This is a genomic window from Rhodoferax sp. PAMC 29310 (assembly GCF_017948265.1).
GTDB lineage: Bacteria > Pseudomonadota > Gammaproteobacteria > Burkholderiales > Burkholderiaceae_C > Rhodoferax.
In genome coordinates this window covers 783,160-800,997 of sequence record NZ_CP072852.1, presented here as the reverse complement: position 1 = coordinate 800,997, position 17,838 = coordinate 783,160, and the positions used below count along the sequence as shown (strand labels likewise).

At 57.1% G+C, this 17,838-nt stretch carries 15 protein-coding genes; 10 read left to right on the top strand and 5 right to left on the bottom strand.

Features of this window, described 5'->3' with window-relative positions; translation table 11 throughout:
• Positions 1 to 48: 48 nt before the first annotated feature.
• The 5 genes from J8G15_RS03700 to xth are packed head-to-tail and all read left to right on the top strand — an operon-like array spanning position 49 to position 4,289.
• Positions 49 to 1,212: a sugar MFS transporter gene (locus tag J8G15_RS03700; protein WP_210546217.1), complete on the top strand. Its 1,164-nt coding sequence runs from the start codon at positions 49 to 51 to the stop codon at positions 1,210 to 1,212.
• Between the two features lie 50 nt (positions 1,213 to 1,262).
• A complete protein-coding gene (locus tag J8G15_RS03695) occupies positions 1,263 to 2,087 on the top strand; it encodes a thymidylate synthase (protein ID WP_210546216.1) in 825 nt (274 codons plus the stop codon).
• Positions 2,084 to 2,971, top strand: a complete 888-nt coding sequence (locus tag J8G15_RS03690) for a DMT family transporter (protein ID WP_210546215.1) — start codon at positions 2,084 to 2,086, stop codon at positions 2,969 to 2,971. Before J8G15_RS03695 ends, J8G15_RS03690 begins: the two co-directional genes overlap by 4 nt.
• Positions 2,968 to 3,462: a dihydrofolate reductase gene (locus J8G15_RS03685; RefSeq protein ID WP_210546214.1), complete on the top strand. Its 495-nt coding sequence runs from the start codon at positions 2,968 to 2,970 to the stop codon at positions 3,460 to 3,462. Before J8G15_RS03690 ends, J8G15_RS03685 begins: the two co-directional genes overlap by 4 nt.
• 56 nt (positions 3,463 to 3,518) lie before the next feature.
• A complete protein-coding gene (gene xth / locus J8G15_RS03680) occupies positions 3,519 to 4,289 on the top strand; it encodes an exodeoxyribonuclease III (protein WP_210546213.1) in 771 nt (256 codons plus the stop codon).
• A gap of 96 nt (positions 4,290 to 4,385) precedes the next feature.
• Here the strand turns inward: xth and J8G15_RS03675 are convergent, their stop codons facing one another.
• Complete coding sequence (locus tag J8G15_RS03675) at positions 4,386 to 6,107, bottom strand: diguanylate cyclase (protein ID WP_210546212.1); 1,722 nt, start codon at positions 6,105 to 6,107, stop codon at positions 4,386 to 4,388.
• A gap of 1,116 nt (positions 6,108 to 7,223) precedes the next feature.
• On the opposite strand from J8G15_RS03675, the gene J8G15_RS21915 reads away from it, so the two are divergent.
• Positions 7,224 to 8,795 carry a methyl-accepting chemotaxis protein gene (locus J8G15_RS21915; protein WP_304621854.1) on the top strand — a complete coding sequence of 524 codons (1,572 nt, stop codon included), beginning with the start codon at positions 7,224 to 7,226 and terminating at the stop codon, positions 8,793 to 8,795.
• A 96-nt stretch (positions 8,796 to 8,891) separates the two neighbouring features.
• Here J8G15_RS21915 and J8G15_RS03665 read toward each other — a convergent pair whose 3' ends face one another.
• Entirely contained in the window at positions 8,892 to 9,770 is an 879-nt protein-coding gene (locus J8G15_RS03665; RefSeq protein ID WP_210546210.1) for a helix-turn-helix domain-containing protein, read from the bottom strand.
• Between the two features lie 159 nt (positions 9,771 to 9,929).
• Between J8G15_RS03665 and J8G15_RS03660 the strand changes: the two genes are divergently transcribed.
• Entirely contained in the window at positions 9,930 to 10,139 is a 210-nt protein-coding gene (locus J8G15_RS03660) for a DUF2061 domain-containing protein (RefSeq protein ID WP_210546209.1), read from the top strand.
• Between the two features lie 82 nt (positions 10,140 to 10,221).
• Here the strand turns inward: J8G15_RS03660 and J8G15_RS03655 are convergent, their stop codons facing one another.
• The 3 genes from J8G15_RS03655 to J8G15_RS03645 all read right to left on the bottom strand — a co-directional run bounded on the left by J8G15_RS03655 (position 10,222) and on the right by J8G15_RS03645 (position 12,684).
• Entirely contained in the window at positions 10,222 to 11,535 is a 1,314-nt protein-coding gene (locus tag J8G15_RS03655; protein ID WP_210546208.1) for a HAMP domain-containing sensor histidine kinase, read from the bottom strand.
• Positions 11,523 to 12,200, bottom strand: a complete 678-nt coding sequence (locus J8G15_RS03650; RefSeq protein ID WP_210546207.1) for a response regulator transcription factor — start codon at positions 12,198 to 12,200, stop codon at positions 11,523 to 11,525. The genes J8G15_RS03655 and J8G15_RS03650 overlap by 13 nt, the downstream gene beginning before the upstream one ends.
• A gap of 184 nt (positions 12,201 to 12,384) precedes the next feature.
• On the bottom strand, positions 12,385 to 12,684 hold the full coding sequence (locus J8G15_RS03645) for a hypothetical protein (protein WP_210546206.1): 300 nt from the start codon (positions 12,682 to 12,684) through the stop codon (positions 12,385 to 12,387).
• A gap of 310 nt (positions 12,685 to 12,994) precedes the next feature.
• On the opposite strand from J8G15_RS03645, the gene J8G15_RS03640 reads away from it, so the two are divergent.
• The 3 genes from J8G15_RS03640 to J8G15_RS03630 all read left to right on the top strand — a co-directional run bounded on the left by J8G15_RS03640 (position 12,995) and on the right by J8G15_RS03630 (position 17,837).
• Positions 12,995 to 14,011, top strand: a complete 1,017-nt coding sequence (locus J8G15_RS03640) for a class I SAM-dependent rRNA methyltransferase (protein WP_210546205.1) — start codon at positions 12,995 to 12,997, stop codon at positions 14,009 to 14,011.
• Between the two features lie 302 nt (positions 14,012 to 14,313).
• Complete coding sequence (locus J8G15_RS03635) at positions 14,314 to 15,942, top strand: BCCT family transporter (RefSeq protein ID WP_210546204.1); 1,629 nt, start codon at positions 14,314 to 14,316, stop codon at positions 15,940 to 15,942.
• 5 nt (positions 15,943 to 15,947) lie between these two features.
• Positions 15,948 to 17,837, top strand: a complete 1,890-nt coding sequence (locus tag J8G15_RS03630) for a DUF294 nucleotidyltransferase-like domain-containing protein (protein ID WP_240538427.1) — start codon at positions 15,948 to 15,950, stop codon at positions 17,835 to 17,837.
• The last annotated feature ends 1 nt before the right edge of the window (position 17,838 follow it).

The following is a 17,838-nucleotide window of genomic DNA, read 5'->3' as shown; positions in this document are numbered from 1 at the left end:
GGCCACCCAACCACTGGCGGCGTCCCGCCCAACTCACCGAAAACCTCTGTGGCGCATTTCCTGCTGCTCGTCGTCATCTATATCGCCTTTGTGAGCCTGGGCTTGCCCGATGGTGTGCTGGGCGTGGCCTGGCCGGCCATGCGGGCGGATTTTGGCCAGCCCCTCGCGGCGGTAGGCCTGATCACCATTGTGATGACAGTCTGCGGCGCCTTTTCCGCGATCTTCAGCGGGCGCGTCATCGCGCGCTGGGGCACGGGCGTGGTCGTCATGCTCAGTGGCCTGCTAACCGGGTTGGCGCTGCTGGGGTTTTCATGGGCGCCCTCGTTTTGGTGGTTGTTGGCGCTGGCCACCCTGCTCGGGCTGGGTGCAGGGGCCGTTGATACCGGGTTGAACCACTTTGTGGCCAAACACTACTCCTCGCGACACATGAACTGGTTGCATGGTTTTTGGGGCCTTGGCGCGACCATGGGGCCATTCGTCATGGGCTCGGCCTTGGCAAGCAACGTAGGCTGGACTGGCGGTTACCGCACCATAGGTCTCGTTCAACTGTCGTTGGCCGCGCTTTTATGTGTGGCGCTGCCACTTTGGAAGCGCGAAAGCCCTGGAGAATCCAGCGACGACACAGAACAGAGTAGTGCGCTGGCCGGCTTCAAACCCATCAATCCGTGGGCGTTATGGCTGGCGCCCCTCACCTTCCTCCTGTATGTCGCTGCCGAAGTGGGCACGGCCCTGTGGGCCGCCAGTATTCTGATCACGTCGCGCCAACTGGATGCGCTGACGGCTGGCGTGTGGGTGTCGCTGTTTTTTGCATCCATCACCGCTGGTCGTTTTGGCATCGGCGTGGTGGCAAACCGGCTGGGCAACCGACACTTGGTTCGAGTCGGTCTTTGCACCGCTGTGGCGGGCGCCACGCTTTTTGCCATTCCGGTGTTGCCGCCGCCTGTTTCGTTGTTTGGTCTGATGCTGATGGGCCTGGGATGCGCGCCGGTTTACCCCTCGCTAATGCACGAGACCGCCCGACGCTTCCCGCCGCTCACGGCGCGCCGGGTGATTGGCCGCCAACTGATGTTTTCTTACGTGGGAGGTTCCTTCATGCCGGCCGCCTTTGGCGTGCTGGCCACCTATGCGGGACTGGTTTGGGTGATGCCGGTCGTGGTGGTCTTGTTGCTACTTCTGTTGGCAGTCACCCGCCCCCTGGACCAACAGACTTAATTCCCCTATCGGCTACTAGAATGGTCGGCTGTTTTCCGCGCTAACTCAAGATGTCAAACACCCCAGCAGCCCACCCCATTCGCAGCCAGTACGAAGATTTCATGCGCCATGTGGACACGCATGGCGTCCTCAAAGCCGACCGCACTGGCACAGGCACCAAGAGCGTGTTTGGCCACCAGATGCGTTTTGACTTGAATGAAGGCTTTCCACTGGTGACCACCAAAAAGGTGCACCTGCGCTCCATCATTCAAGAGTTGCTGTGGTTTCTCACAGGGTCCAGCAACAACAACTGGTTAAAAGAGCGCGGCGTGAGCATTTGGGACGAATGGGCCCGCCCCGATGGCGATTTGGGACCGGTTTATGGCGTTCAATGGCGCAGCTGGCCCACGCCAGACGGCGGCCAAATTGATCAGATCGCCGAGGTCATCAAAACCCTGAAAAGCAACCCCGACTCGCGCCGCATCATCGTCAGTGCCTGGAACGTGGCCGAGCTGGACAAAATGGCGCTCATGCCGTGCCACGCGTTCTTCCAGTTCTACGTGGCAGATGGCAAGCTGAGTTGCCAGCTTTACCAGCGCAGTGCCGACATTTTTCTGGGTGTACCCTTCAACATTGCCAGCTACGCCTTGCTCACCCACATGATGGCGCAGCAGTGTGATCTGGCCGTGGGCGACTTCATTTGGACGGGCGGCGACTGTCACATTTACAGCAACCATGAGGAGCAGGTCGCGCTACAACTCAGCCGGGCGCCCATGGCCTACCCAACACTGAACATCAAACGCCGCCCTGCCTCTATCTTTGACTACGAGTACGAAGATTTTGAAGTGATGGGCTATGAGTGCCACCCTGCCATTAAGGCCCCGGTGGCCGTGTGATCACCCGCCCCCAGCTGATTTCCCTGCTGGCCCTCACGCTGATGTGGGGGGTGAACTGGCCCATGATGAAGCTCTCACTGAGCGAACTGACCCCGATGTATTTCCGCGCGGTCACCATGTCGGGCGGTGCGTTGTGGTTGTTCATCTATTACCGCCTGAGAGGTTTGCGCATGCTGCCCCAAGGCAGCGAGTGGAAATCCATCGTGACGCTGGCATTGCCCAATATGCTCGGCTGGCACGCGGTGTCGATTTTGGGCGTCAAGGAGCTCGCATCGGGGCGGGCCGCCATCCTGGGCTTTACCATGCCCATTTGGACCGTGCTGATCGGCGTTTTGTTTTTAGGCGAGCGACTCACACGCCGGGTGGCCTTTGCCGCCGCCGCTGTGGGTCTGGCGATTGCCCTTTTGATTTCTCAAGAGTTTACTGCGCTGGCGGGGCGCCCCTTGGGCATTGCCTGGATGGAAATCGCTGCCGTGCTGTGGGCGATTGGCACCTTGATGATGCGCCGGGCCCGGCTTACCCTGCCCGTCGAGACTCTGATTGTCTGGATGATGCTGTTGACCAGCGCGCTGTTGTGGGTCGTGGCCTGGGTGAGTGAGCCTTTTCCCCAATGGCAGTTTTCGCAGCCCATGTGGCTGAGTCTGGCCTATGGCGTTATCTTTAACTACGGTTTTGCCCAGATCATCTGGGCCGGCCTGGCCCGCAACCTGCCGCCGGCCACTAGCGCCATGAGTATCATGGCTGTGCCCATGGTGGGCACCTTGTCGGCCACGCTGATTATGGGTGAGTGGCCGCTGTGGCAGGATTACGTCGCCATGATCTTTGTGATGAGTGCCATTGCAGCCGTGCTTTTACCCAGCCGAACCCGGGCCCCAACGCCATGAAACTGAACCTGATTTTCGCCCGAACCGCCAACGGTGTCATCGGCCTGAACAACGCCATGCCCTGGCATTTGCCCGAAGACCTGGCGCACTTCAAACGCCAGACTCTGGGTTGCCCCGTCATCATGGGCCGAAAAACATGGGACTCATTGCCCCCCCGTTTTCGACCCCTGCCGGGTCGCTTGAACATTGTGCTCAGCCGCCAGCCTGCCTGGCAGGCAGACGGCGCCCTGCGCGCCAGCACATTGACCGAAGCTTGTTCGCAATGCCCCGCCGACAGCGATGTCTGGGTCATTGGCGGCGCTGAGGTTTATGTGCAAGCCTTGCCAATGGCCACCAAAGTAGTCGTTACCGAGATTGACGCCACTTTTGAGGGCGACGCCTTCGCCCCCGAGTTGGGCGCAGAGTGGGTGGAAACAAGCCGTGACCGACAGGTGTCGGCTGCAGGTTTGGGCTTCAGCTTTGTGACCTACGAGCGAACGACACCCGTTTAACTATTATTTTAATAGCACCTTGCGCATATTTTGCGAGGGCTAGAGGACGTTTTTCTATGAAATTTTCCACCTGGAATGTCAACTCTCTGACGGTTCGCCTGCCCCAAGTTCTTGACTGGCTGGCCGCGAACCCGGTCGATGTACTGGTACTGCAAGAACTCAAAATGACGGACGACAAGTTTCCGGTAGAAGCGTTCATGCAAGCCGGTTACCACGCTCAATGGTTTGGCCAGAAAACCTACAACGGCGTCGCGCTGCTGTCGCGCACACCTGCCGAAAACGTCGTCAAGAACATTCCTGGTTTTGATGACGACATGGCCCGGGTCATCACTGGCGACGTGAATGGCGTGCGGGTCATTGGCGGTTACTTCCCGAACGGCCAGGAGCCCGGCAGCGACAAGTTCGAGTACAAGATGAACTGGCTCAAAGGCCTGCGCGACTGGGTGCGCACTGAATTGGTCACCCACCCGAACCTCGTGTTGATGGGCGACTACAACATCACCTTTGATGACGCCGACGTCTGGGACCCGGTCGGCTTGCAAGACACCATTCATTGCACCGAAGAAGAGCGTTACCACCTGCGCGCCCTGATCGCACTGGGTTTGCACGACGCCTACCGATTGTTCCCCCAAGAGGACAAGAGCTTCTCCTGGTGGGATTACCGCGACTTCGGTTTTCGCCGCAACCGGGGCATGCGCATTGACCACATCCTGATCAGCGACGCGCTTAAACCGCTGGCGACCAGTTGCATCATTGACAAAACGCCACGCAAAAACGAACGCCCCAGCGACCACACACCTGTCGTGGTGGATATTCAGCTGTCTTAGTTCGCCGCACCTGTATTTAGCCGGGCCGCTGCGCGAGCGACTGTGGAGCACTCTCAGAGTTGAAATTGATTGGACTCATCAGCCAGGGGTCAAGGGTCAGGTGCCCTGCAATACCCGGTTGCGCCCCGCGCTTTTCGCTTCATACAGTGCCTTGTCTGACGCAAGCAGGAGCGACTCAATCTTCGTGCCGTACGCTGGAAACTGCGCCAACCCAATTGATACCGTGATGCTGCCAACACTCTTGCCATCGACATGAAGTACCAATTGTTCAACGGCCATTCGCACCCGCTCGGCGCGCTCCATCGCCAGCTTGTCCGTGATGTCTGCCAGCAAGATGATGAACTCTTCCCCCCCGTAGCGCGCCGCAACGTCGCTGCCACGTGTCTGGGCCTGTAGTACCTGCGCCACTTCGCGCAGGACTTGGTCACCTACCTCATGGCCATGTTCGTCATTGAAGCGCTTGAAATGATCAATATCTATCATCATCAATGCCAACCCGGCGTAATCGCCCTTGGCCTGTTGTCGAACGGCCCGCAGCAACTCGCGCTGGGACGACTCGTCAAAGTAACGACGGTTGAACAGGCCAGTCAGGACATCCCGTATGGAAGCCTGGCGAAGTGATTCACGTAATTTCAGATTGCCAATCGACAGTCCAACCTGTTCGAGCGCAAAACGCCGGTTGCCCTCAATTTCCAGGCTCTCCTGCGAGTCGCTCACCTTGTCTGCCTCCAAAACAACAATACCCAGCAGCTCACCGTAAGCCATTAAGGGCAGGCATTGAATATGGTGGTCATGGGTGACACTCGCGCAGGCCGACTGTAGATGCGCGCATGAAGCAGAGCCTGTTTTGAATGGTTGAAGGAACGGTTGCCGTAGCCGAGCGGCCCAGCATTCTTCAGGTCCAAAAGAGTCGATAAATAACTTCTCACCCCAGATAAACGCCTGGCGCAGGGGTTCTGACACGGCATCTGCCAGGTAGAGTGCTCCGCTGGTCGCTCCCATCAAGGGCGGCAGGTGCTGTTTGAGCAATCCTGCGGCTTCCGCCTGATCTGCGCAAGATTGCAGAAAGCGATTCAACTCTGACAAGCCCTGCACATGGGCGTTTCGCCTTGCCGCAGTGGCAAGAAGCCGCGACAACTCGTTGTTGCGATCATCAAGCTCTCGTTGGGACGCATCTGACTGGATGGCAGCGTTTCGAAAGCGCAGGACCAAGCCGACCAGCAAAATCAAATTGGCGGCAATGGACGCCCCCAGCACCAGGTAGTAGTTCTCGATTTCCCGCTTGATGCCAGCCTGCGATAAATTCGTGCGCACGACTTGATCAGTTTCCAGGCCACGCAAAGCCACTCGCACAGCGTTCATCGTCTGGTTGGCAGAATCCGCGAGGACGGACTCCGCCGATTGAGTGGATCGCCCCTCACTTTTGAGGCTCAAGGCACGATCCAAGTCCTGCAATTTGGCCGCAATCGCCTTGTCCAGCCCCTCGAGTTGTGAAACTGTGGCCGGATCCTGACTCAACGCAATACCGAGATCCCCACGTGATTGCCGCATTTGCGACAACGCCGTGTAGTAAGGCTGTAAATACGGCGCACGACCGCTGAGAAGAAAACCGCGCTGACTGGTTTCAGCGTCCAGAACTTGAGTCCTCAGGTCTGTCAGGGCCTTGTTCACAATCAGAGAGTGTGCAACGACTTCGCGAGAGTCAGCCAGACGAGCCAGACTGCGCTGGGTTAGAACTGCGCTGGTGAAAATGCTCACAATCAGCAGGACCCACAGTGTTGTCGTCAGGCTTCTTACTCTGTTATTTTGGTTCGTCATCTGAGTTTCGGGGCATTGCCTTGAAGTAGAAACACGAACTTTGCGCTCTCTCGAATGATTCCTCTGTGCGTTGGCGCACTCACCGCGATTCACACCTTTCCCGGATGCTATCCCGAGGAGTTCAGTTTGACTCAGTGTTCGTCGGGTCGGAATCGCCACACCTTCACACAGCCATTTTTCCGTTGAACATCCTGCGTAGATAGGGCGGCCCGGATCGTAGAGGCAGAAAAAAATGTGGTTACGCCGAGCTACATCCCAGTGGGGGCAGAGTTTGGCGAAGTGATCCGTGACAAACACCTGTCGCGCTCAGCGACTCCAGGCACACCATTGCAGTTCCACACCGACACAGCACGTATGGCCGTTTCACGGTGCCGAAGTTCAGCCTGGTGCTTGCCCTCGGCTACAACATGGTGAAAGGCGAATAGCAACCCCAAGGCGCAGAGCAAAGCAAGCACCACTGGCATCATTGGCGCTCCCGCCAAAAGGTCACGTTTGATGACTAAGGAACTAAACCTCGTATGCTGACTTGTGATGTGGCCTGGACCGCTGTGAAGTATAAAAATAGGACCCCCAAGTATTGACTATGTGCTAGCAAAATTTGACAGCGCCTCGGATCAATTTTTGTTCGTGCGTGCACTTCCAAAAACCTCGATAGATTTCGTTGCCACCAAGCCCAGTGAAGACTGGCGGTTGAATACTATTGAGTTGGAGCGACTTGTTCTGTGCGCTTGCATACATAGCCAGAAATTTTTGAATAAGTGCAGACCTCAGCGCTGGTTGAACGCTACACCCCACCTCACCATGCGACGCGACAGGGGTGGCTCAAAACTCCGAAACGGTCATCGGCGACAAGCGAGAGAATCTGATGTTTGAACAGCTGATCCCGATCGTCCACGACCCCACATGCGGAGTCGGGCACCGACGCGGGGCGACTCACCTGAAATCGCGTGTCCACAATTAAAGTTCTGAACTTATCTGTCGTATATTGAAAAGGGCCAACGTCATACAACCACTCGCAAACGGTGGATCAATCACCAAGTAGGAAGTCATCCATCGGAAACCTCTGATCCAAGCCAAAAATCGATGTCCGCAGGGGTTTTCGGCTATCAAATCATAATGCTCGCTATTGCACTGAGCGCAATCACGAGCATCATTCTTGGCTTTCAGTTTATCGACTCAAGTTTGGCCATGGGTGCGACTCTGGTCTTGAGCGTCATCGCTGGACTGGTGTATGCCGGTGGCAAAGGCACGGCCACCAGTCGATACCTGCTGACCTTTGTATTGGTGAGCTTGGTCGCTCTGCACATTCAACTGGCCCGTGGCATGTTGGAGTTTCATTTTCGGGTCTTCGTCTCATTGGCCCTGTTGCTGGTTTATCGGGATTGGCGGGTTATTTTTTTTGGGGCCGCACTCTTCGCCGTCCATCATGTCGGGTTTGACCGATTGCAGGCAGCAGGCTTTGGCCTCTATTGTCTGACCGAGCCAGACTTTTCACGCGTTGTACTTCATGCTGTGTATGTGGTAGTTCAGACAGCCGTAGAAACCGTTTTGGTTATCGGCATGGCCCGTTTGGCACGAGAAGGGGAAGAGTTGGGTCTTCTTGTTCAGGCGGTCAATCAGGCGGATGGTATTGCACTCAATGTATCTAAGCTGGGCGTCGAAACGTCCGCAGGCACGGCACTGAAGGCCACGTTGGCGCGAATGGAAGAGGCTGTGTCGGCCGTTCGGACAAGCTCCTCAAGCATCGAGATCGCGTGCTCGGAAATTGCCAGTGGTAACCAAGATTTGAGTGCACGCACGGAGCAGACCGCCAGCAACCTCCAGCGCACCTCTAGCAATATGGAGCAGTTGACCAGCACGGTCCGCCAATCGGCAGACAACGCACGCAAGGCGAACCAATTGGCGATGAACGCAAGTACCGTGGCCATTCATGGCGGTGAGGTCGTGGGTCAAGTGGTCGAAACCATGAAAGGGATTAACGAGTCTTCCCGCAAAATATCAGACATCGTCGGCGTGATTGACGGGATTGCACTTCAAACCAATATTTTGGCGCTTAACGCAGCCGTGGAAGCAGCCCGGGCCGGCGAGCAAGGCCGAGGGTTTGCTGTGGTGGCCTCCGAGGTTCGAAGCTTGGCCGGTCGTTCCGCCGACGCAGCCAAGGAAATCAAGTCCTTGATCAATGCCAGTGTTGAGCGGGTTGAGCACGGCACAACGCTGGTGGACCGTGCAGGCGCGACGATGACTGACGTCGTTAACAGCATTCGTCACGTCACCGACATCATGGGCGAAATCAGCGCGGCAAGCAGCGAGCAGGCCAGTGGCGTTGCTGAGGTGGGTGAAGCGGTGACTCAAATGGACCAAGCGACACAGCAAAACGCGGCCCTGGTTGAGGAAATGGCGGCGGCCGGTAGTCTCAAAACCCAGGCTCAAGAACTGGTTCAAATCGTTGCCGTGTTCAAAGCCGATGGAGATCGGACCTCGCCGCGCCTACAAAATGTAGCGTCGCCTCGGTTGAACCAACCAGCTGTGCGCCAGCCTCCTCGGCCCAAACTCCCTGCACAGACTCGCGCCCAGCCCGCCCCAAGACTGTCAACTAAGCCAAAGACAAGCGGCGCCGTCAAGCCGACACCCGCTGCAAGCGACAACGACGATTGGGAGCCCTTAAGCGGCCCGCGTCAAAACCACTGACCAACAAGTGGGTTGCGACGAGCAATTTTCAGGATGTTGCCTGTCACAAGCACTCTTTTCCAAACAGGTCCGTTAAAAATTTTCGAACTGAGGGGGTCACACCCTGTTATGCGGTGCGCCGTCCACTGTCTTGGCAAGCCGGCGAAGCCAGGTGGCCGTCTCATGGCTCAGCACACTCGCATCCCTCACCAGCTGGTCAAAGTGACGTGTCAAGGTTTCCACATGCTCTCGGGTGTTGAACACAAAGTAAGCGCTGCCAACATAAATCACCGCGCGGCGTTGCCCAAAAACAGTCACCGGCGCGCTGTAGTGGCGACGCAAATCAAACAAATGAAGGCGGGTGCTGGGGTACAACTCCTCACACAGGTCTGCCATGCGAAGCAACTGGGCTTGCACTTGCTCTGGGCTCAGCGCCGCCCAAAGACCCGAACGATTCGCAAAGTCAACCAGACTTTGCTGGGAAAGTGCCAACTCGTGGTCCATGCCGGTGATGCGATTTAAACGCAATCGAATTTCGTTGCTGGCCATGACCTGTTCTGGCGACTTGCCCGGGTAAGTGGCGTATTCCAGTTCAATCACGGTGTCCATTTTCATGAACTCTGGCAGGGTAGTCGGCACATTTCTGATTTTTGTTCCCACCGACTCCTGTAACCAGCGGTCAATATTTTCGTCCGCCAAGGCCGGTCGGGCTGGTGCCACCTCCAACGATTCCCGGAGGATTTCTCCAGGCGCCAGCGTATGGCTGCTTAACCCCAACAGCCAGTCGGCGCTGACATTGAGCGCAGCCGCCAACTCGGCGACCACATGACCGGAAGGCAGGCGCACCTGATACTCCGAGAGCAATTGAGACACCGTGGACCTGTCGACCCCGGTGCGCTGCGCCAAAGTGGTCCGATTCAGTGCCTGCGCCAGCATGGCCTCTGACAGTCGCTCCCGAAAAAGTGTCGCGCGTTGGGATTTGGCCAAGTTTTCCATGATTCGATCATTTTAACAACCGCTGGTGATAAAAATCACCAAATGCTTGAAAACAATACAAAACAAACGTTGATTCACGTATTGATGAAAAACACAGTGGCCACTCCAACACGTGGAGCGTCATTCATACGTCGACCACATCAACTTCACAAAAGCAGCATGGAAGATAAAAAAAGAACCCTGACCAAAGCACTGACGTGGCAAGCCATTGGCTTTGTCTTGATGACCGCGATCAACTACTTCTACTTGGGTAGCTTGCGTGAGGGCGTGGGACTGTCCACCCTTCTCACCCTGATGGGACTCGTCAGCTACTACTGGCATGAGAAACTCTGGGCGCGCATTTCGTGGGGGCGACTCACCAAAAATTAACCTCATACCCAAGCGAGGTGCTTGTGACGCGAACCACAACGTGGACAAGGGAACTTCCCTCGCCGTCATGGCCTGGACCGAGTTATGTCGACATTGGAAAGCTGAGACGCACCAACAGCCCTTGGCCCTCTGACGGCGTCTCTAGCGACAAAGTGGCACCATGATTAAGCACCACCTCCTGAACAATAGACAACCCAAGTCCAGCCCCCTCAATGGCGGCATCAACACGCACAAAGGGAAGCAGCATGCGCTCGCGCAGCTCCGGCCCAATGCCTGGGCCATGATCTCGCAGCAGCAAAGTCACCTCCGAGCCTTGTCGGGTCAAGGTCATGGTTACCACCATATTTGGTGGCGAAAACTTCAAGGCGTTGCCCAGCAGGTTGTCCAGCAGAAGTCGCAAATCATCCGGATCCCCCTGCACCATTGCCTGGCCATCGATGTCCAGTTCGAACTCAACTCCACGGTGGCTGGCTAGTGCTGATAAATCCATCATGGATTGCTGGGCCAATTGCTGCAAGTCGACCGTGACTCGAGGACGGGGCTGTGTACGGGCCTCCAGGCGCGCCAGCGTCAGCATTTGCTGTAAAAGATGTTGCGCACGCTGCGTTCCCAGCTTCAAACGAGCGGCGGTTGCCAGCATGTGCGCGGGATCTTGGTCACGCAGCAGGTTATCCGCCTCCAGACTTAACGCCGTGATCGGTGTGCGCAATTCATGGGCGGCGTTCGCAATAAATCGCTTGTGGGCCTGCAAGCTGGTGTCCAGTTGCTGCAACAGGGTATTGAGCGTGGTCACCACACTGGCCAGCTCCATGGGTGCGTTCGCCAGTGAAACAGGCTGCAATGAGCCCGCATCGCGCCGACCCAATTCATCGTCAAGCTCACGGATAGGCTCGAGCTCCTTGCGAATTGTCATTGTCACCAGAATCGCCCCTACCAGCATGACCAGCATCGCGGGAATCAACACCTCCAATTCCGCATCCATGTGCAAAGCATCTCGCAGACCCTGCGCGTGCATTACCTGCACGGTGCGTTGTCCATTGCTGAGCGTAAACACCTTGAGTTTCACGGCATCACTTTGGTGGCCGCTTCGTACCGCCGATAACCCGGGGGACGTATCGAGGTCAACGTCTATCAGATCGCTGGATCGGTAGAGCAGCATGCCATCAGCATCCCAAATCTGGACATCCAGGTGCAGTGCGGGATCGGAATCCCAAGTCTGCACCGTGCCTTGCAAGTCGCTGAGGATGAGCGCTCTTGCAACTTGCTCAAGCTGATAATTCAACAGTTTTGACTGCTCTTGATGAACCTTCATACGAACCGTCACTCCCAGAACGATGCTGACCAGCAGTACGCCCCACAGAAGGCGGTTCCGGAGCCGCGTCTCTAGGGAGAACATGGCGCCTCTTCCCGGGGCACAAAGTAGCCCACGCCGCGAATGTTCAAAATACTGGACACGCCCAATTTGCGTCGGAGGTTGTGAATATTCACCTCTAGCGCATTGCTGGCCACCTCTTCGCCCCAACCCAGCAGTCGCTCTTCAAGTTGGGCCCGTGTCAGGGGCATGCCGGGGTGGCGCATCAGAAGCGCCAGCAAGGCAAATTCGCGCGCTGAAAGGCTCACAGCAATTCCATTCCTGGTCACGATTTTGGTGTCCGGGTGCAAAGCCAGCTCGCCACTGCGCATCACCGGGTCCGCCCTGCCCGACCGGCGTCGGATGGCTGACCTCAGGCGTGCAGCCAATTCATCCATTTCGAACGGTTTGAGAATGTAGTCATCAGCGCCCGCGTCCAGCCCGGCGACTCGGTCCGCAAGGGCATCGCGGGCTGTCACCACCAAAATTGGAAGCAGATTTCCAGCCTTGCGCAGGTCACGCAACACTTGCATGCCATCGCGCTTGGGTAGTCCCAGGTCGAGCACTACGGCGTCAAAAGGCTCACTTCGGGCACATTGCAGCCCCAACTCACCGTCACGCACCCAGTCGACGGTCATGCCCAGCCGGGCCAAGCCCACTCGAACGGCTTCACCAACCAACGAATCATCTTCTATGAGGAGTACGCGCATGGGAAATATAAATTCAATTGAAATTGTCAGGATCAGAGCCGCCATGTATTCAACGGCATCGTTGATGGCACCTGCATCTTAAGTTTGTACACGCCCGTTAGGCACACCAGACGTAAAAAAGGCCACGACAGGTGACGCAGCCTTTTGGGATCAAGGCGAGCCGAGGCCCGCCCTGGTAGGGCCCTTACATGGCCGCAGGTGCCTTGGCAGCTTCTTTTTTGGCTTTAGCCGCTGCGTGTTTCTTGACGATTTTTTTCGCAGGCGTTGTCACAGCTGCGGCAACCGGAGCCGCTGCAGGCGCGGCAGCTGCTGGTGTAGGCGCTGGCGCGACCACGGCGGCAGGTGCAGGTGCAGCAACGGCCAGCTTGGCAGCTGGCGCGACCGCGGCAGCTGGTGCGGCGGCAGGTGCTGGAGTCGTTGCAAATGTCACGGCTGAACCCAACAGGCCGGCGGCGACAAACAGAGCGGTGAGACTTGATTTCATGATGGATCCTAAAAGTAATGACCATTTGGTCGGTTGCGGTTACGTTGGTTTGGAACCAACTGGGAGTGACTTTAAGCGTCCAAACTTAGGTTGAGCTTAAGGTTGGCTTAAGAGAGACTTAGGCTACAAAATAGTCCACGGCCACTCAGACCCCCGCCGGGATTCAGGCCAGCAATAAGGCAGCGCATCAAAATGCGTAGGCGCCCCAGCAACTCCGACACCAAAAACTGAGCCCAAGCGCATTGAAATGAAGTCTCGGCCCGGGTTACTTGGTAGACTTCGCGACTTTTCAACTTAGGGGCCTTTGCGCATGATCACTGTCACCCAGGCGCTGAGCGCTGCCCTTGTCAACCGTCAATCATTGCTGAGTGAGCTGCATCAACAAGACACTGACTGCTACCGCTTGTTCCACGGCAGCCAGGAGGGCGCGGGCGGTTTGACCATTGACCGCTATGGCCCACAACTGCTGGTTCAAAGTTTTCACCAGAGTTTGAACGCGGATGACTTGCAGACTCTGGCCGCGCAATGCTGCAGTACCTTGGGCGAAGATTTGCTGCTGGTTTACAACGACCGATCGCGGGGCAACTCGCGGGTTGATCGCAGCAACGCCATTCACCAGGCTGCACCTGCTGCATTGGCTGACATGGTGGCCCACGAATGGGGCCACAACTACCGCATCCGCGGCCGCCACGCGGGCCAGGACCCACTGCTTTTCCTGGATTTGCGCAATGCCCGCGGCTGGGTCAAAAACAACAGCGCCGGGAAATCAGTGTTGAACCTGTTTGCTTACACCTGCGGCATCGGCTTGTGTGCAGCTGCTGGCGGCGCTAGTGAAGTCGTGAACCTTGATTTTGCGGAAGGCAATCTGGCAGTTGGACGTGAAAACGGTGCGCTCAATCCGGGGTTTACTCCCATGCAGTTCATTCAATCTGACTATTTTCCGGCCATTCGCCAACTGGCTGGTTTGCCCGTTGCCGGCCGGCGGGGCCAGCAATTTCCGAACTACCCCAAACTGGAGCAACGCCAGTTTGACGTGGTCCTGTTGGACCCGCCTGCCTGGGCCAAAAGCGCGTTTGGGACGGTTGACCTGTTGCGTGACTACCAGAGCTTGCTGAAACCTGCGATTCTTGCTACCTCTGATGACGGTGTTTTGATCTGCTGCAACAACCTCGCCAAGGTGGCGATGAGCGAGTGGCGCGAGCAGGTGCTGCGCTGCGCCGCCAAGCTGGGGCGGCCAGTGCGCGACTGCCAAGTCCTTGCGCCGGGCGCAGACTTTCCCTCCTCAGACGGGCAACCTCCGTTGAAAACCCTCATTCTGCAGTTCTAAACTGTTTTAGGAATTCGCCAGACCCGCCAAATGCTCCATCCCGCAGACACCTTTTCCACACCGTGTGGCCGTCGCCGGCAGAGAAAAATTCCTTGACATCTTAAGGTTTTTCGTGTTTTATTAACTAACAAGACTATAAAACCCAGGGCAGGCAGGACACTCCATCGTCTGAGACCAGTGTTGAAGATTGACGCGGCGACCGGAGAGAATCGAAGCGCACGGAAAGCCATGCATAGCTGCGGGGCATTTACCTGACTGTTCGCCGTGATGGCTGATTTTGACGAACTAAAAGAAAGAAAAAAATGACAGAAAAATACAATCCGATGGCCCCTGACGGAGACGTCAACCCGATCAACACCGACTACAAAATTGGCCAAGACAACATCGTAGTTCAGTTCGGACCGCTGGGCCTGGACATTCACAACCGCGTTTTTGCCATCTCTGGCCTGGCCGTGGTGGCGTTTGTTTTGCTGACCCTTATATTCCAAGCGCAGGCGGAGCCTCTATTTAGCAGCCTACGAGGCTGGCTAACCAGCAATCTGGACTGGTTCTTTATTGGGGCGGGCAACATATTTGTACTGGTATGCGTGGGTCTGGCCATTTCGCCCTTGGGCAAAGTGCGATTGGGCGGCACCAAAGCCACGCCTGATTACACCTACCTCAGTTGGTTCTCCATGCTGTTTGCCGCAGGCATGGGCATTGGTTTGATGTTCTTCGGCGTGTCTGAGCCGCTTTCACACTTCGGCAGTGCGATGGGCGGCATCAATGTGGAAAACGGAGTACGCACCGACTGGGCGCCGTTGGGCGCTGCCGCCGGAGACGCCAGCGCGGCCCAGCGGCTTGCGATGGCCGCGACCATCTTCCATTGGGGCCTGCACCCGTGGGCGATTTACGCCATTTTGGCCTTGGGCTTGGCGCTGTTTTCGTTCAACAAAGGCTTGCCTTTGACGATTCGCTCCGTTTTTTACCCCTTGCTGGGTGAGCGGATCTGGGGCTGGCCCGGTCACGTCATCGACATTTTGGCGGTACTGGCCACCATGTTTGGACTGGCAACCTCGCTGGGTCTTGGCGCATCACAAGCCGCTGCGGGCTTGAATTACCTGTTTAACATCCCCTTGGGCAACAACACCCAAATTTTCCTGGTGATCGGTATCACCGCCATGGCGCTCACCTCCGTTCTGGCCGGCTTGGACGCTGGCGTCAAACGACTGTCGGAGATCAATATGGTGCTGGCCGCCTTGTTGCTGGGCTTCGTCATTTTGGTCGGCCCCACTTTAGCCATTGCCACAGGATTCATTAGCAACCTGGGCGCCTACATCGAGTACTTGCCAGCGCTGGCCAACCCGATTGGTCGCCAAGACGTGAACTTTTCGCAGGGTTGGACCGCTTTTTACTGGGCCTGGTGGATCTCCTGGTCGCCCTTCGTTGGTATGTTCATCGCCCGTGTCTCGCGCGGACGCACAGTACGTGAATTCCTTGTGTCGGTGCTTGTGGTGCCGTCACTGGCCTGCGTTTTGTGGATGACCGTGTTTGGTGGCACGGCAATCTCGCAGCTGGTGAATGACGGCTACAAGGCCGTGGCTGAAGCCGCCTTGCCGCTGCAGATTTTCCAGATGCTGGATGTTTTGCCCTTCGCGCAAATTTCCTCTTTCCTCGCCATTGTGTTAGTAGTGGTGTTCTTTGTGACCTCGTCTGACTCCGGTTCGCTGGTGATTGACGTGATTGCCGCTGGCGGAAAAGTGGACTCACCCACGCCACAGCGTGTGTTCTGGTGCGTCTTTGAAGGCTTGGTCGCCATCGCCCTGATTTTGGGCGGTGGACTGGTGGCGTTGCAGGCGATGGCGGTATCTACCGGGTTTCCGTTCACCGTAGTGCTTCTGGTGGCCACCATCTCAGTGGTCAAAGGACTGGCCTCTGAACCACGGGCTTGAGCCCGTTGGGCGAACCACTAATGCAGGACGAACAGCTCGAAATTCTGCAGTTCCTGCAGCGGCAAACCCCGTTTGCGCCGCTGCCTGAAGACGTACTCCACCGTGTGGCGAAAGCGGTGGATGTGCGCTACTTCAAGGCGGGCAGTCAGATCCTTGAGTTCGGCCAGGTGGCCCAATCGTGGTTTGTGGTTCGCAGCGGTGCCGTCGAGGTCTTTCGCCGCGACGGCACGCTGTACAACCGCCTGACCGAAGGCGGCCACTTTGGCGAGGCCGGCCTGCTGCAAAAGAAAAAGGTCCGTTTTCCCGTGGCTGCGCTGGAAGACACCCTGCTCTACCTGATTCCTGAGCCCTTGTTTACCGAACTGTTTGACACGCAAGAGTCTTTTACCGACCTGGTGGAAACAGAAGACCGCACACGCCTTCGTCAAGTCGTGTCGCGCCAGACGGAGTCCAATCAGCTCATGTCGGCCACAGTGGAGAGCCTGATTGGCCGTGAGCCCGTGACCTTGCCTCAAACTGCCACGGCCCTGGAGGCCGCCCGCTGTATGACGCAGGCCGGGGTTTCATCGCTTTTGATCGTGGATGAAACCGATTCAAACGACCATCCTGTCATGGCGGGCATCATCACCGACCGTGACATTCGCACCCGTTTGGTGGCGGGCGGGCTGAGTTATGACACCCCGGTGAGCCAGATCATGACCGCGAAGCTGGTCACGGTGGAACACAGCCAACTGGTGTTTGAAGCCATGTTGCAAATGTTGCGCCACAACGTGCACCATTTGCCCGTGATGCGCCGAAAAATTCCGATCGGCGTCATTGCCCTGTCTGATGTCGTGCAATACGAGTCCCGCAACAGCCTGTTTGTGGTGAGCAGTGTTTTTCGCCAGGCCAGCGTTGACGAGTTGGCCACACTGACGGCCGATGTGCATGCCAGCTTTGTGCGAATGGTCAATGAAGATGCCAGCTCTCTCATGGTTGGCAGCGCGATGGCGCTGATTGGGCGCAGCTTCAAGCAGCGCCTGCTAGAACTGGCTGAAGAAAACCTCGGCCCCCCGCCGGTTCCCTATTGTTTTCTGGCATTGGGTTCTATGGCCCGCAATGAACAACTGGTGGTCACCGACCAGGACAACGCCCTCGTGCTGGACAACCGGTTTGACTCTGCCCCGCATGACGGCTACTTCAGCGCACTGGCCGCTTTCGTGAGCGATGGCCTGGCACGCTGCGGCTACAGCTACTGCAGTGGCGGCATCATGGCCACCAATACCAAATGGCGCCAACCGCTGAAAGTGTGGGAAGGTTATTTCAACCAGTGGATGGAGCAGCCCACGGCAGAAACCTTGCTCAGCGCCAACATTTTTTTTGATTTGGACGGCGTTTGGGGGCAGACAGAGTGGGCAGACAAATTACGCACCTTGGTGGCGCGCAAAGCCAAAAATCACCCGCGGTTTTTAGCCAGCATGGCACGCAACGCCTTGCTGCGCACACCACCACTGGGTTTTTTCAAGGATTTTGTGGTCGAGGCCGATGGCCGCCACAGCAAAGCCATCAACCTCAAGCGACGCGGCACAGCCCCCATGGCCGACCTGATTCGCGTGCATGCGCTGGCAGTGGGCTCCATGGCGCAAAACTCATTTGAGCGTTTGCAAGATGTCATTGCGGCCGGCATTTTGCCGCCCGGTCGCGGGCAAGACCTGCACGACACGCTGGAGTTCATCTCGACCGTGCGGATTCGCAATCAAGCCAACGACCTGAGCGCCGGGCTGGAGCCCGACAACAGTATTGACCCCCAACAACTCTCCGCCTTTGAGCGCAAGAGCCTGCGCGACGCCTTTCTAATTCTGGGCGACGCGCAGAGTTTTTTGAAGTTTCGCTACCAATCAGCCCGAGGTGCCTGAC